The following is a 13861-nucleotide window of genomic DNA, read 5'->3' on the forward strand; positions in this document are numbered from 1 at the left end:
AGACGGATGTTGACGCTGAAAAAATTAACGCCCGCACGAATTTGGCTGTTGATCGGATATGCTGCCGCGGCTGCCGCTCTATTCTCGGCTCCAATGTTTTTAAGTGATTTTCGATTGAACCTGCTTGCGAAGTTTCTCGCGTTCGCTATTGTGGCGCTGGGGCTGGATCTCATCTGGGGGTTTACCGGTATTTTAAGCTTGGGTCATGGCATCTTCTTCGGTCTTGGTGCTTATGCGATGGCAATGTATTTAAAGTTGGAGGCGGGCGGCGGCAAGCTGCCGGACTTTATGGGCTGGAGCGGGCTGAATCAGCTGCCGTGGTTCTGGAAGCCGTTCGAAAACTTTGGGTTCGCAGTGCTAATGGGCATTCTCATACCGGCAGTGCTCGCACTTTTCCTGGGCTTCTTCACGTTCCGCAACCGGATTCGAGGTGTCTACTTTACGATTCTGACGCAGGCCTTGGTTATTATTACGACGACGCTGCTCGTCGGTCAGCAGGCGTATACTGGCGGGACGAACGGCGTTACCGGCTATAGCAAAATCCTCGGCCAGTCCATTGCATCCTCCGATACGAAGCGGATGCTGTACTGGATTACTGCGGCGGTGCTAATCGCTGTTTTTATCCTTTGCCGCTATATCGTCAAGAGCCGGTTTGGCAAGGTGTTGCGCGCAATTCGCGACGGCGAGAATCGGGTGCGCTTCATTGGCTACAATCCGGCTGTCTATCAAATGGTCATTTTCACGATTTCCGCTGCGTTGGCTGGCATCGCTGGCATGCTGTTTGTACTCCACGTCGGCATCATTTCCCCGTCGATGATGGGAATCGTTCCATCTATTGAGATGGTGCTGTGGGTTGCGATTGGCGGACGCGGCACCTTGATTGGAGCAGCGTTAGGTGCGGTGCTGATGAACTGGGCGAAGAGTGAGTTCAGTACGACGTATCCGGAAGGCTGGACGTATTTTCTCGGGGCGGTATTTATTGTGGTGGTCGTATTCCTGCCGAACGGGCTGATGGGACTTGCGAGCAAGTTCAAGCTAGGCAAAGGCAAAAGAAGGAGTGAGCCAGAGCATGATAGAGTCGAGTATCCTGCAGTGTGATGAGGTGACAGTGGAATTTGACGGCTTCAAGGCGGTGCAAGGCATGAGCTTGCAGCTCAGAAAAGGGGAACTGCGCTTCCTGATCGGGCCAAACGGCGCCGGGAAAACGACGATGCTTGATGTCATCTGCGGTAAAGTGCGGCCGACTTCCGGCCGCGTTACGTTCAAGGAATCTGTCGATATCGCGAAGAAAAAAGAGCATCAGATCGCTGAGCTCGGTATTGGACGCAAATTTCAGGCGCCTTCCATATTTCCGTCGATGACAGTGGCTGAGAATCTGGAGATCGCAATGCGCCAGCGGCGTAGCGTATTTACCGTTCTGTTTGCGAGAATGAAGGCAGAGGATGCTGCTCGAATTGAGCATCAATTAGAGATGATAGGGCTGCAGGATAAGGCGGAATGGCGCGCAGGCGGTTTGTCACATGGCGAGAAGCAGTGGCTGGAGATTGGCATGATGCTGCTGCAGGAGCCGGAAGTGCTGCTTCTTGATGAACCGGTTGCCGGCATGACGGATAAGGAAACGGATAAAACGGGAGAACTGCTAATCGAAATATCACGCCAGCGCTCTATCGTTGTTGTGGAGCATGACATGGAATTTGTCCGTAATTTTGCGAGCAAGGTGACGGTCATGCATGAGGGGAAGCTGCTCAAGGAAGGAACGATGGAGGAAGTGCAGCGGGATGACCGTGTGGCTGAAGTCTACTTGGGAAAAAGGCGGGATGCGGATGTTAGCCGTTCAACAGCTTGAAGCGGGTTATGGCGAGAGTGTTATTCTTCGCAATGTGTCACTAAAGGTGAAGCCGGGGCAGGTCGTCTGTCTGCTTGGCCGTAACGGCGTTGGCAAAACGACGCTTATGAAAAGCATTATGGGGCTGCTTAAGGCTCGAAGAGGCGCGGTTTCCTACAATGGGCAGGAATTGACGAAGCAAGCGCCGGGGCGGCGCGCAAAGAGCGGCATTGGTTATGTGCCGCAGGGGCGTGAAATATTCGGACAGTTAACCGTGTATGAGAATATATTGATCGGCTTAGAGGCGGCTCGTGATAAAAATGCGAAGTCGATTCCGCAAGAGGCGATCGCCAAGTTTCCCGTGCTGCCAACCATGTACGCCAGACGCGGCGGCGACTTGAGCGGCGGGCAGCAGCAGCAGCTGGCATTCGCGCGAGCGCTCGCATCGAAGCCGGAGGTGCTTCTGCTCGACGAGCCATGCGAAGGTATCCAGCCGTCTATCGTCGATGATATCCGCGATGTCATTCGATCGATTAAGGCAGATGGAAAAACGGCGATCTTGCTTGTGGAGCAAAGCTTGGAATTTGTGAAAAGCGTCGGCGATTATTTTTATGTGCTGGAGAAGGGTGCAGTCGCTTGGGAGGGCGGCTTGGAATCGTTGACGGATGATGTCATTAAGAAGTACCTGACGGTGTAAACGGTAAGCGGTAAGTGACGGCCTGCCTCTTCATGGAAACGTTGAAAGACGTTTTCGCGAAGAGGCAGGCTATTGCTGTTCATAAATGCAAGGAGGTAGGGAAAAGTATGGAGGTAACTGACGTGACAAACGATAGGCAAGTGAAAGGTGGTGACAACGTGGCGAGAAGAAATCGAAGGCTGCTGGTGCCGGGGGCCAGGCAGGCGATGCAGAACTTCAAAGCCGATGTGATGCGGCAAGAAGGATATACGGTTGATCCGAATAATCCTGATGGCGTAAAGTATGAGGTGGCGAGCGAATTGGGCATTCCGCTCAAGTCAGGAGATAACGGTGATTTGAAGACGGAGGATGCCGGTCAGATAGGCGGGAAAATCGGAGGCTCCATGGTGCGCGAGATGATCCGGCTGGCGCAGGAGAAGTTAGCCAGACAATAAATATGGAGCTGAATAACAGGCCGTCCTGAAGATCGCAGCAGCGAATCGGAGGGACGGCTTGTTTTATGGTTTACTTATAATGTAAAAAGTGATATCATAATAATATCAAAATAATATAAGGGGCTGGTTCTATGAAGGAAAAGCAAGCATGGCATGTTAACGGGTTTCTGGCGCTGCTCATTGCATTAGCGTCAATTGCTGGCGGAGTAGCGCTCATTGTAGCCGGTTCGACATCAACCGAAACGAATACAGTCTTCATTGTGTTAGGGATTATTCTTGGTGCTGTATTTGCTGTAGCGGTGTCGTCGCTGACGATCGTGCAGCCGAATGACTCCAAGGTCATTACGTTTTTCGGTTCGTATGTTGGGACGGTCTCTAGAAGCGGGATGTGGATGGTGCTGCCGTTCACGAACAAGAGTACGGTTTCGCTAAAGGTACGCAACTTCAATAGCCAGACGCTAAAGGTTAATGATGCGGAAGGCAACCCTATCGAGATCGGTGCGGTTGTTGTATTTAAAGTGACGGACTCGGCTAAAGCAAGCTTTGATGTCGACAATTATGAGAAATTCGTTGCGATACAAAGCGAGACGGCGGTTCGGCATACCGCAGCTCAATATGCCTATGATACGTTTGAGAACGAAGAAGCGTTGTCGCTCAGGGGAAATGCTGACGAAGTGGCGAATGAGCTGATGAAAGAGCTGCAGACACGTTTGTCCGTGGCGGGTGTGAAAGTATTGGAGACGAGACTGACGCACCTGGCTTATGCGCCGGAAATTGCAAGCGCGATGCTCCAGCGGCAGCAGGCAATTGCGATCGTGTCTGCTAGGCAAAAGATTGTCGAAGGCGCGGTTGGCATGGTAGACTCTGCTTTGAAACAATTAATTGAGAATGGGATCGAGCTTGATGCGGAGAGACGTGCGGCGATGGTGAACAATCTGATGGTGGCCATCGTTTCGGACCGCGCGGCAACACCGGTCATAAATACTGGATCCCTTTATACCTAAAGGAGATTTGGGATGGGGAAAGAAAAGAAAGCTTTCGCGCTGCGCCTTGATCCCGATATTCACCGTGCGCTGGAGCAATGGGCAAATGACGAATTCCGCAGCGTCAACGGCCATATCGAATTTTTGCTCAGGGAAGTGCTCGGGAAAGCGGGAAGGCTGCCGAAGCCTTCCTCCAGCAAACCAAAATCACAAGAAGAATAAAAGGATGGCTGATTGTTCCTGTATGGGAATGATTCGGCCATTTTTTTTATTTATATTATGTAATATAATCTAACATTAATGTTGACAGATCCATACGTTCGCCACTATACTACGATTAAACGTTAGGTTTTCTGACAATTAAATAAAGGCTCTGTCCTCATATTTGATTAGGATGAGAGCGAAAATGCTGTCTAGGGTTCCGTTGAGGCTTTGCTTATGCAGAGAATCAAGGCTGGTCCAAGAGACGGCGTACAGTCTGATCGGGCTGTATAACACGGAAGGATAAAAGCCTGGGAGATTAAATTCTCTCAGGCTTTTGTTTATTTTAGAGCCCGAAGGGCAGCGGCGATTGGCTGTTCGGAGCGAAATAGACAAGGAGTGGGGAGAATGGAAAAGTTGACGATGAAGAGACTGTGCAGCCTGATGCTTGTGATCGCGATGTTCACCATTGCTGGCTGCGGAGGCGGCTCTAAAGCTTCTGGAGGAGCGGGAAGTCCGGTTACAATTGCGCTCAGTCCTTGGCCTGGCTGGTATATGTGGTATCTGGCGGAGGAAAAGGGCTTTTTCGAAAAGCACGGGGTTCAAGTTAAGCTGGAGTTTTTCCCCGTCTACAGTGACTCGCTTCAAGCTCTAGCGACGGGCAAGGTTGACGCTAACAGCCAGACGCTCAGCGATACGCTGGCTCCGATCTCCAAAGGAATCCCGCTCAAAGCAGTGCTTGTGAACGATAATTCTTTTGGCGGGGATGCCATTGTCAGCAAAGCGAACATCAGCTCCATTGCAGAGTTGAAAGGTAAAACCGTTGCGACCGAGCTGGGAACGGTAGATCATCTGCTGCTGCTGACCGCTCTCGCGGAGAACGGCATGAAAGAAACGGATATTAATTACGTCAATATGACCGTCAACGACGCGGGTCCTGCTTTTATATCCGGTAAAACCGATGCATCGGTGCTGTGGGAGCCTTTCCAGACGATTGCGGTGAAGGAAGGAAAGGGCAAGGTGTTGTTCTCGTCCAAGGATACGCCGGGGCTCATTCCTGACTTGCTCGTATTCCGGGAGAAGATGGTGAAGGAAAGGCCGGAAGAGATTCAGAAAATCGTAGATGCCTGGTTCGATGCGGTCGCTTACTTCCAGGAAAATCAGGAGGAGGCCATCTCCTTGCTTGCGGAGAAGGCGGAGACGTCTCCCGATGATTTCAAGCTTGGTATGGACAGTATTAAGCTGTTCTCGGTAGAGGATAATCTTCATGCGTTTGAGAAGCGGGATGAGTTTACGTCGCTTGAATATACGGCAGGGAAAACGGCGGCTTTCTTGAAGGGGCTCGATATGGTTGATGAGATCAAGGATGTAAGCGTCATGTTCGACTCGCAATTCGTTAAAAATACGGCAGCAAGGAAGTGATGCGAGATGAAACGGGTCAACAGACGCAAGCCGTATCGTATGCAAATCTTCAAAGAAATAGGAGCAAAGCCATTTGCCCTGACAGCAGGAGCTTCCTTCCTAACGCTGCTGTTGATCTGGTCGGTGCTCAGTTATATGAAGCTCGTCAATCCGGTTTTTCTGCCGGAGCCGCATCAAGTGTTAATGGAATTGTTCAGGCAGCTTGGCACAGAGGCGTATTGGCATCATATCGGCATTAGCGTGTTCCGCGTCTCGGCCGGCTTCCTGCTTGCTTGCATCGTCGGCATACCGATTGGCCTATTTGCCGGGACGTTCAAATACGGCGAAGCTGTGGTAGAGCCGCCTATGGAGTTTATTCGTTACATGCCGGCGGTCGCTTTCATTCCGCTCATTATGGTGTGGGCAGGCATCGGCGAATGGGCGAAAATATTGCTCATCTTCATCGGCTGCTTTTTCCAGCTCGTACTCATGGTAGCCGACAACACGCGCCGGGTGTCACATGACTTGCTGCAAGCCTCCTTCACGCTGGGGGCAAGCCGCTGGAAGGCCATTGAGACGGTGCTGATCCCGGCCATTCAGCCGCAATTAATGCATACGCTTCGCCTCATTCTCGGCTGGGCATGGACGTATCTGGTTGTAGCCGAACTTGTGGCCGTCAACAGCGGCTTGGGGTATGCGATTATGAAGGCGCAGCGGTTTTTGAATACGGATCAAATTTTTGTCGGCATCATCGTTATTGGTTTGCTTGGTCTCATTAGTGATCGCATATTCGCCTTCATGAACAAGCGGTTTTTCCCTTGGGCATAGCGGCTGATTGAACAATTAAATAAAGGTTCCCGGTTAAGCAGCAAATGGGAACAAAAAAAGTTGTCTAGGGTTCCGCTGATGAATGGGGTCGTTCAGTCAGGACTGGACCGAGAGACGGCGTATGGCGCTTTGCCATATAACACGGAAGGATAAAAGCCTGGGAGATCAAGCATCTCCTCGGCTTTTTCTATTTTAAACAAGCGGGAGGAACACGGCATGATGTGGAGCAAAACGATAGAAGCGGGCGGCAAGTGGTCGGGAAATATCGGCAAAGGGAGGCTCGTTCGATTTACTGCTCAGGAGGCGGGGGCGAACGTATCGATTCTGCTGTTCAATGCGAGAGATTTGACGGAGCGTTACAATATGCCGGATACGTTGAAGGCGCAATATACAGCGCGTTTGACGCGGGGGCATACGCTGATGAGCGACAACGGCCGTGTTCTGGCCAGTATTGTGGAGGATAGCTTGGGCTGGCATGATCCGATAGCTGGTTACACAAGCCGGTCGCTGACGGATGCGAAATACGGGCTGACGAATTATCAGCAGCAGCGCAATGATTGGCTGCGAAGTGGTCAGGAAAATTTCGCAGTCGAGCTGGTGCGCAGCGGACTAGGGATGCGGGATATGATGCCGGTCGTCAACTTATTTTCCAAAGTTAGTTGTGACGAAGAAGGCGATATGCATTATGACGAGCTTCATTGTCCGGCGGGGGCAACGGTCACGCTCCGCACGGAGATGGATGTGCTGCTGCTTCTGTCGAACACGCCGAATCCGCTGGATTCTCGCGTTGTCTATCCTTCTGTTCCTGTGCTGGTTGAAGTGTCAGAAGCGAATGTGGTAGATAGGGACACCGACTATTGTGTCCATTATCGCCCGGAGAACGTAAGGGCGTTCGAAAATACTTGGGAGTACCAGATGCTGCTCGGCATTTAGCTAGAATCGAACATTTTACGAGGGAGGAAGTTTGCGATGGCGGTATTTAATCGGGTAGAAAGCGTGAGAGATGAGGCGAATGCGGTCTATGAGGCGACAGTGCTGGCGGGGGACGGCTGGATGTATGAGCTGAAGCCCGGACAGGTGCTGCGAATCGTGGATATGGAAGGAAATCAGGCGGCGGACACGATATTTTACGATGCGGATGATCCGGAGGACCACTATAGTGCGGTGGCGACAATTGCCGGGCAAAAAAATATTTATTTGACGGCAGGGTCCGTCCTGCGTGCTGAGTCTGGGAAGGCGCTTCTTCGAATGGTTGCTGATACTTGCGGCCGACACGATACGGTAGGCGGTTCTTGCTCGGCTCAGAGCAATACCGTCCGCTACGCGCATGAGAAGCTTCATATGCATAACTGCCGGGATACGTTTATGCTGCAGCTGGCGAAGCGGGGCGGATCGTATTCGAAACGTGATCTTGCGCCGAACATCAATTTCTTTATGAATGTACCGGTAACGAGTGATGGCGGTTTGAAGTTTGATGACGGTGTATCGTCACCAGGGGCGTACGTGGAGCTTGAATCGCTCTGCCGGACGACGGTCTTGATCAGCAATTGTCCGCAATTGAACAATCCTTGCAATGGCTACAATCCGACGCCGATTCGCGTCTTGATTTGGGAGAATGAAGCAGACGTTCGCTAAGGGGGAGTACATGATGTTTACAAAAGTGCTAATTGCTAACCGCGGTGCTATCGCCGTACGAATTGAGCGAACGCTGCGCCGGCTCGGCATCGGGTCCGTCGCTGTCTATACACAAGCGGATCAAGACAGTCGTCATGTCGATGAGGCGGATGAAGCGGTGTTGATCGGCGATGGACCGGCTAAGGAAAGTTATCTGAATGCGGAGCTCATCCTCAAGACGGCTATTGAGACGGGGGCGCAGGCGATCCATCCCGGCTATGGGTTTTTGAGTGAAAACGCCGATTTTGCGCGGGCCTGCCGTGAACAAGGCATCGTGTTCATCGGGCCGACGCCGGAGCAGATGGAGCAGTTCGGGCTGAAGCATTCCGCGCGGGAGCTGGCAGAGAAGGCGGGAGTTCCGATGCTGCCGGGCACGCCGCTCATTACGGAGCTTGCGGAAGCGTTGAGTGAGGCGAATCGAATCGGCTACCCGGTCATCTTGAAAAGCACTGCCGGTGGCGGCGGCATTGGTATGCGAGTGTGCGAAGATGAGGGAGCGCTGATCGCCGCTTATGACGGCGTGCGTCATCTGGCCGAAACGAACTTCAAGAATGGCGGCCTGTTTTTGGAGAAATATATCGCCAGAGCGCGTCATGTCGAGGTGCAAATTTTCGGCAACGAATTTGGCGAGGTTGTTGCGCTTGGGGAGCGGGATTGCTCCATCCAGCGCCGCAATCAGAAGGTAATTGAGGAAAGTCCGGCACCGAATCTGCCGGAAGCGGTGCGTGCCGGACTGCTTGCTTCCGCTACACGTCTTGCTGCTGAAGTAGGCTACCGCAGCGCCGGGACGGTGGAATATCTATATGATCCTGAGAACTTCTCCTTCTATTTCCTCGAAGTGAATACAAGGCTGCAAGTGGAGCACGGTGTGACGGAGGAAGTGCTGGGCATCGACCTTGTTGAGTGGATGGTTCGCGAAGCGGCAGGGGAATTGCGGGGGGTGGAGGCTTTGGTTCCGAAACCCGAGGGGCACAGTATGCAGGCAAGGATCTATGCCGAGGATTGCTTGCAGAACTTTCGTCCAAGCGCCGGTCAGCTAGACCGGGCGGTATTTTCCGAGAATGCCCGTAATGAAAGTTGGGTGAGGGATGGTATTCAAATTACAGCGCTTTATGATCCGATGCTGGCGAAAATCATCGTACACGGTAAGGATCGCGAAGAGGCTATAGAGAAGCTTCTAGTTGCACTGGGCGAAACAAGGATGTTTGGCATTACAACCAATCTGCAATACTTGCAGGCGCTGCTTCAGGAGTCTGAATGCCGGGACGGTCTGGTCTACACGCGAATGCTGGAGGGATTTGCTCCGGCTGAGGCAGCGCTTGAAGTGCTGGACGGAGGTGTTCAGACGACGGTGCAGGATTTTCCTGGCCGGGTTGGACATTGGGATGTAGGGGTGCCGCCATGCGGGCCGATGGACCCGTTCTCGTTCCGGATTGGTAACAAGCTGCTTGGCAATGACGACGATGCGGCTGGTCTGGAGCTGACGCTGCGCGGCGGCGCCTATAAGTTCCGCGACGATATATGGTTTTGTCTCACCGGTGCGGACATGGGTGCCGAACTGGATGGCGAGCCTGTTCCGCTCTACCGGCCGGTGCGCGCTGACCGGGGTCAGGTGCTTCGCTTCGGTGAGGCTTCCGCAGGGCTGCGGACGTATTTGCAGCTCGCGGGAGGGTTGGATATGCCTCTTATATTGGGCAGCTCCGCTACTTTTACGCTAGGGGGCTTTGGCGGCCACGGCGGCCGGGCGCTGCGGGCGGGTGATGTGTTGCGGGTGAATGGCGGTCATCAGCCGCCGCCTTGGAGTGGTCATATTGAAGAGTCGTTCCTCCCGGCTGTGGTCCGGGAGTGGACGATTGGTGTTATTCCCGGTCCGCATTGCACGGAGGAATTTTTGCGGGCAGAGTATTTGACACAGCTTACCGAGACGATATGGGAAGTGCATTTCAACAGCTCCCGGACCGGTGTGCGCTTAATCGGACCGGCTCCGCTATGGACCCGAGAGGATGGAGGTGAAGCAGGGCTTCATCCTTCTAATATTCATGACAATGCGTATGCGATTGGAACGCTTGATCTGACCGGCGATATGCCGATTCTGCTCGGTCCGGACGGGCCAAGTCTTGGCGGCTTCGTCTGCCCGGTAACGACAGCCTCGGCAGAGTTCTGGAAGCTGGGTCAACTGCATCCCGGCGATAAAGTGAGCTTCCGTCTGCTGACGCTGGAGGAGGCAGATGCGCTGCGTAATGTTCAAGAGGCCAATCTTCGAGCGATAGGCCGCAGAGAATGGTCTGCGCTTGCCGAGTTAAGCTTGCCGCCCAAGCCTGAACGATTGTTGGCGCCATCTTACCCGTTGTTAGTGAACGAATCCGCGGGGCGGCGTTTTCCGATTGCGATCCGCTGCAGCGGCGACGAGAATCTGCTCGTCGAATATGGCGCGTTGGAGCTTGATCTGCTGCTGCGTTTCCAAGTGCATGTCTTAATGGATGCCATTCGCGATTGTGCGCACCTTCCTGTGCTGGATTTGACGCCGGGCATCCGCTCGCTGCAAGTGCATGTGGATCGCTCGCGAATAACGGTGGGCGAAGCCTGCCGTATCATTCTTGAACTCGACAGTAAGCTTCCGCCGCTGGAGTCGATCCAAGTGCCTTCGCGAATCGTCCGGCTCCCGCTCTCGTGGGATGATCCGGCTACTCAGCTTGCGATTGATCGGTATCAGCAGACGGTGCGGCCTGATGCGCCGTGGTGTCCGAGCAACATCGAGTTCATTCGCCGGATTAACGGGCTAGGCAGTATCGACGAGGTTCAGAGTATCGTGTTTGACGCGAGTTATCTCGTACTGGGCCTTGGTGACGTTTATTTGGGCGCGCCTGTGGCAACGCCGATGGATCCGCGCCACCGTCTCGTAACGACGAAGTACAATCCGGCCCGTACCTGGACGCCGGAGAATGCGGTTGGCATAGGCGGCGCCTATATGTGCGTGTACGGAATGGAAGGGCCTGGCGGCTATCAATTTGTCGGCCGGACGATCCAGATGTGGAACAAACTCCATACGACGGAAAGTTTTCAGCAGGGCAAGCCTTGGCTGCTCCGGTTCTTCGATCAGATTCAGTTTTTACCGGTAAGTGCCGACGAATTGCTTCGTCTTCGCGAAGATTTTCCGCGCGGCCGCTATGAAGCGGATATTGTGGAAACAACTTTTGATTTAGGGGAGTATCTGGCTTTCTTAGAAGAGATTGAGGTCAATGTGGAACAGTTCCGCGTGAAGCAGCGTGCGGCTTTTGCAGCGGAAAGGGAGAGCTGGAAGGCGCTTGGTCTGGCTGAATATGTGTCCGATAGCGATTCGGGACAATTGGAGGAGGAAGAGACGCTTCCATCGGGTACGGAAGCGGTGCGCTGCAATATGCCAGGAAGTGTCTGGAAGGTGCTAGTGTCACCGGGTGAGGCGGTTAAGAAAGGCGACACGCTGCTTATTATTGAGAGCATGAAGATGGAATTCTCGCAGCAGGCGTCCTGTGACGGTGTTGTAGCGTCCGTCTTCGTCAAGTCGGGCGATGAAGTGCATACGGGGCAGCTCATCGTCGGCATTACGACAGAAATTGGGGTGGTGGCAGGATGACGGAATTACCAAACACTTTATCTATCGGGTGGCTGAAGGAGCAGTATGCAGCAGGACTTCTTACACCAGAAGTTGTTATAGCAAATATTGTGGAACGTGCTAAGGCGGATGAAGCTAAAAATATTTGGATCACTCCGCCGTCTATCGCGCACATCCGGCCTTATCTGGACCGGCTGGCCGATCTGGCTCCCGCTGATGCACCGCTTTGGGGCATTCCATTCGCGGTTAAGGACAATATGGATGTGGCGGGTCTGCCCACTACGGCGGGCTGTGCCGAATATACTTTTTTGCCTGCTCATCATGCGGCTGTCGTGGAGCGGCTGGTAGAAGCGGGAGCTATACCGGTTGGCAAATCGAATCTTGATCAATTCGCGACAGGGCTTGTCGGAACGCGAAGTCCATACGGCGAGACAGCCAATTCCCTTCGCCCTGAGTTGATTAGCGGCGGTTCAAGCTCGGGCTCGGCGGTAGCTGTTGCGCTGGGTCATGCGGCATTTGCTCTGGGCACCGATACGGCAGGCTCCGGCCGCGTGCCGGCTGCGTTGAATGGCTTGATTGGCTTCAAGCCCAGCCTCGGCGCATGGCCAGTCAAAGGGGTGGTTCCGGCTTGTGAAAGCTTGGATTGCGTGACTGTATTCGCCCATACCTTGGAGGATGTGCTTGCGGTGGATCAAGTGGCGCGCGGCGCCCACGCCTCCGATCCTTGGTCACGTAATCTGCCTCAGCCGGCTGCCAAGTTACCGTCAAAGCTTTATTTACCGAAGAATCGGCCGAGTTTTTACGGTTCCTTTGCGGATGTATACAGCAAAGCTTGGGATGCGGAGGTAGCGCGGCTCAATAGGCTGGAGGAGCAGGGACAGCTTGGTATGCAAATTGAGTATATCGACGATGCGCTATTCTCGGAGGCTGCGGCGATTTTATACGATGGGCCATGGATTGCTGAGCGCTGGGCAGAAATGGAAGGCTTCGTCGAGTCGAGTCAGCCGGGAACGGTGTTTCCGGTCACGGAGCAGGTGCTTCGTTCGGGGGGGTCTGATGCGTTGACGGCTGCGTCGGTCTTCCGGGCGATGCACAAGCTGGCAGGCTTCAAGCTGGAGGTGCGCCAATTGTTGGCGGATGCCGTGCTGGTGATGCCGACCTGCGGAGGTACGTGGACGCGTGAAGAGGTACGTCTGAACCCTGTTGCAACTAACAGCGCGATGGGATTGTATACGAATCATTGCAATCTGCTCGATCTATGCGCTGTCGCCATTCCGGCAGGTGAAGCGGAAGCGGACTTGCCGTTTGGCATTACGTTATTCGCTTTGGCGGAGGATGAAGGGTTGATTGTTGGAGCTGCGGCGAGGGCTATGAAAGTAGAGGTGCCTGTGCATGTTTCGGGTGACGATTCAGTTGTTGTAGATCGTGAACTTAGTCTGCTGAGTGGGAAGTTGGCGACTACGCTTATTGCGGTATGCGGCCTTCACATGCGCGGGTTTCCTTTGGAGAAGCAGATGCTGAATTGCGAAGCGGCATATATTCGTACGACGAGATCGGCTGCCAATTATAAGCTGTTCAAGCTGCCAACAGTGCCCGCCAAGCCTGGCATGATTAAGGTGGATAGAGGGGGTTCCTCGATCGAAATAGAGTTATGGGAAATGCCGAGCGAAAGGTTCGGTGAGTTTGTGGCGTCCATTCCGGCACCGCTCGGTATCGGCAAGATAGAGCTTGAGGACGGATCGGCAGTGCCGGGCTTTATATGTGAAGGATACGCTGCTCAAGGAGCCGAGGATATTACAGCTTCTGGCGGCTGGCGATATGTTTGAAAGGTGTGAGGTAATTCTCTTTATTAATGGTTAATTTCAATTTAAATGTAAGAATACCTAACATAAATATTGACGAAGCAGCGGGTCTGCTTTAATCTAATGATAAAGAGAGTTAACTTAGCTGACAGGAATAATAAAATAAAGGTTGCCGGTTAATTGATGAACCGGGAACGGCAAAGTTGTCTAGGGTTCCGTTGGGCTGAGCTGCTCAAGTCTGGTCCGAGAGACGGCGTATAGCAGGCGATCACCCGCAACGGCGGCCCTTCTATATACACGGAAGGATAAAAGCCTGGGAGATCACTTTCTCCCGGGCTTTTTGCTATTCGAATAATGCAACTCTACGACGAGGGATGGAGGCATGGACCATGCAGGCAGCCAAGAAGCTTAATGTGAATAAGGA

Annotated in this window: 12 protein-coding genes and 3 riboswitches; all 12 genes read left to right on the forward strand. The window is 53.3% G+C overall.

All coding sequences use genetic code 11. The features are described from left to right. Positions 1–6 precede the first annotated feature (6 nt). The 12 genes from urtC to atzF all read left to right on the forward strand — a co-directional run bounded on the left by urtC (position 7) and on the right by atzF (position 13461). A complete protein-coding gene (urtC, locus tag IEX98_RS26145; RefSeq protein ID WP_188892635.1) occupies positions 7–1098 on the forward strand; it encodes an urea ABC transporter permease subunit UrtC in 1092 nt (363 codons plus the stop codon). Next, entirely contained in the window at positions 1070–1846 is a 777-nt protein-coding gene (gene urtD / locus IEX98_RS26150) for an urea ABC transporter ATP-binding protein UrtD (RefSeq protein WP_188892636.1), read from the forward strand. The genes urtC and urtD overlap by 29 nt, the downstream gene beginning before the upstream one ends. After that, on the forward strand, positions 1824–2522 hold the full coding sequence (urtE, locus tag IEX98_RS26155; RefSeq protein WP_188892637.1) for an urea ABC transporter ATP-binding subunit UrtE: 699 nt from the start codon (positions 1824–1826) through the stop codon (positions 2520–2522). The genes urtD and urtE overlap by 23 nt, the downstream gene beginning before the upstream one ends. Positions 2523–2629: 107 nt before the next feature. Further along, positions 2630–2956 (forward strand): alpha/beta-type small acid-soluble spore protein, encoded by a 327-nt coding sequence (locus tag IEX98_RS26160; protein WP_229692405.1) that lies wholly within the window; start codon positions 2630–2632, stop codon positions 2954–2956. Positions 2957–3087: 131 nt separating this feature from the next. Further along, positions 3088–3960 (forward strand): SPFH domain-containing protein, encoded by an 873-nt coding sequence (locus tag IEX98_RS26165; protein ID WP_188892638.1) that lies wholly within the window; start codon positions 3088–3090, stop codon positions 3958–3960. A 12-nt stretch (positions 3961–3972) separates the two neighbouring features. Continuing rightward, a complete protein-coding gene (locus tag IEX98_RS26170) occupies positions 3973–4161 on the forward strand; it encodes a hypothetical protein (RefSeq protein WP_188892639.1) in 189 nt (62 codons plus the stop codon). A gap of 180 nt (positions 4162–4341) precedes the next feature. Then, a riboswitch (guanidine-I (ykkC/yxkD leader) is annotated at positions 4342–4460 on the forward strand. 88 nt (positions 4461–4548) lie between these two features. After that, positions 4549–5562 carry an ABC transporter substrate-binding protein gene (locus tag IEX98_RS26175; protein WP_188892640.1) on the forward strand — a complete coding sequence of 338 codons (1014 nt, stop codon included), beginning with the start codon at positions 4549–4551 and terminating at the stop codon, positions 5560–5562. Between the two features lie 6 nt (positions 5563–5568). After that, positions 5569–6369, forward strand: coding sequence for an ABC transporter permease (locus tag IEX98_RS26180; protein WP_188892641.1), 801 nt, complete (start codon positions 5569–5571; stop codon positions 6367–6369). Between the two features lie 53 nt (positions 6370–6422). Next, positions 6423–6535: riboswitch (guanidine-I (ykkC/yxkD leader) on the forward strand. 50 nt (positions 6536–6585) lie between these two features. Continuing rightward, positions 6586–7302 carry an urea amidolyase associated protein UAAP1 gene (locus IEX98_RS26185; protein WP_188892642.1) on the forward strand — a complete coding sequence of 239 codons (717 nt, stop codon included), beginning with the start codon at positions 6586–6588 and terminating at the stop codon, positions 7300–7302. Positions 7303–7338: 36 nt separating this feature from the next. After that, entirely contained in the window at positions 7339–8004 is a 666-nt protein-coding gene (locus IEX98_RS26190; protein ID WP_188892643.1) for an urea amidolyase associated protein UAAP2, read from the forward strand. Between the two features lie 13 nt (positions 8005–8017). Then, complete coding sequence (gene uca, locus IEX98_RS26195; protein ID WP_188892685.1) at positions 8018–11656, forward strand: urea carboxylase; 3639 nt, start codon at positions 8018–8020, stop codon at positions 11654–11656. Continuing rightward, positions 11653–13461 (forward strand): allophanate hydrolase, encoded by a 1809-nt coding sequence (atzF, locus tag IEX98_RS26200; protein ID WP_188892644.1) that lies wholly within the window; start codon positions 11653–11655, stop codon positions 13459–13461. Before uca ends, atzF begins: the two co-directional genes overlap by 4 nt. Positions 13462–13633: 172 nt before the next feature. Continuing rightward, positions 13634–13759: riboswitch (guanidine-I (ykkC/yxkD leader) on the forward strand. Positions 13760–13861 lie beyond the last annotated feature (102 nt).

It is taken from the genome of Paenibacillus radicis (ex Gao et al. 2016) (genome assembly GCF_014641555.1).
GTDB lineage: Bacteria > Bacillota > Bacilli > Paenibacillales > Paenibacillaceae > Pristimantibacillus > Pristimantibacillus radicis.

Coding starts and splice junctions, on each gene's coding strand:
- atzF (WP_188892644.1), top strand. CDS start 11,653: ATGACGGAATTACCAAACACTTTATCTATCGGGTGGCTGAAGGAGCAG.
- IEX98_RS26180 (WP_188892641.1), top strand. CDS start 5,569: ATGAAACGGGTCAACAGACGCAAGCCGTATCGTATGCAAATCTTCAAA.
- urtE (WP_188892637.1), top strand. CDS start 1,824: ATGTTAGCCGTTCAACAGCTTGAAGCGGGTTATGGCGAGAGTGTTATT.
- IEX98_RS26185 (WP_188892642.1), top strand. CDS start 6,586: ATGATGTGGAGCAAAACGATAGAAGCGGGCGGCAAGTGGTCGGGAAAT.
- IEX98_RS26175 (WP_188892640.1), top strand. CDS start 4,549: ATGGAAAAGTTGACGATGAAGAGACTGTGCAGCCTGATGCTTGTGATC.
- urtC (WP_188892635.1), top strand. CDS start 7: ATGTTGACGCTGAAAAAATTAACGCCCGCACGAATTTGGCTGTTGATC.
- IEX98_RS26190 (WP_188892643.1), top strand. CDS start 7,339: ATGGCGGTATTTAATCGGGTAGAAAGCGTGAGAGATGAGGCGAATGCG.
- uca (WP_188892685.1), top strand. CDS start 8,018: ATGTTTACAAAAGTGCTAATTGCTAACCGCGGTGCTATCGCCGTACGA.
- urtD (WP_188892636.1), top strand. CDS start 1,070: ATGATAGAGTCGAGTATCCTGCAGTGTGATGAGGTGACAGTGGAATTT.
- IEX98_RS26170 (WP_188892639.1), top strand. CDS start 3,973: ATGGGGAAAGAAAAGAAAGCTTTCGCGCTGCGCCTTGATCCCGATATT.
- IEX98_RS26165 (WP_188892638.1), top strand. CDS start 3,088: ATGAAGGAAAAGCAAGCATGGCATGTTAACGGGTTTCTGGCGCTGCTC.
- IEX98_RS26160 (WP_229692405.1), top strand. CDS start 2,630: ATGGAGGTAACTGACGTGACAAACGATAGGCAAGTGAAAGGTGGTGAC.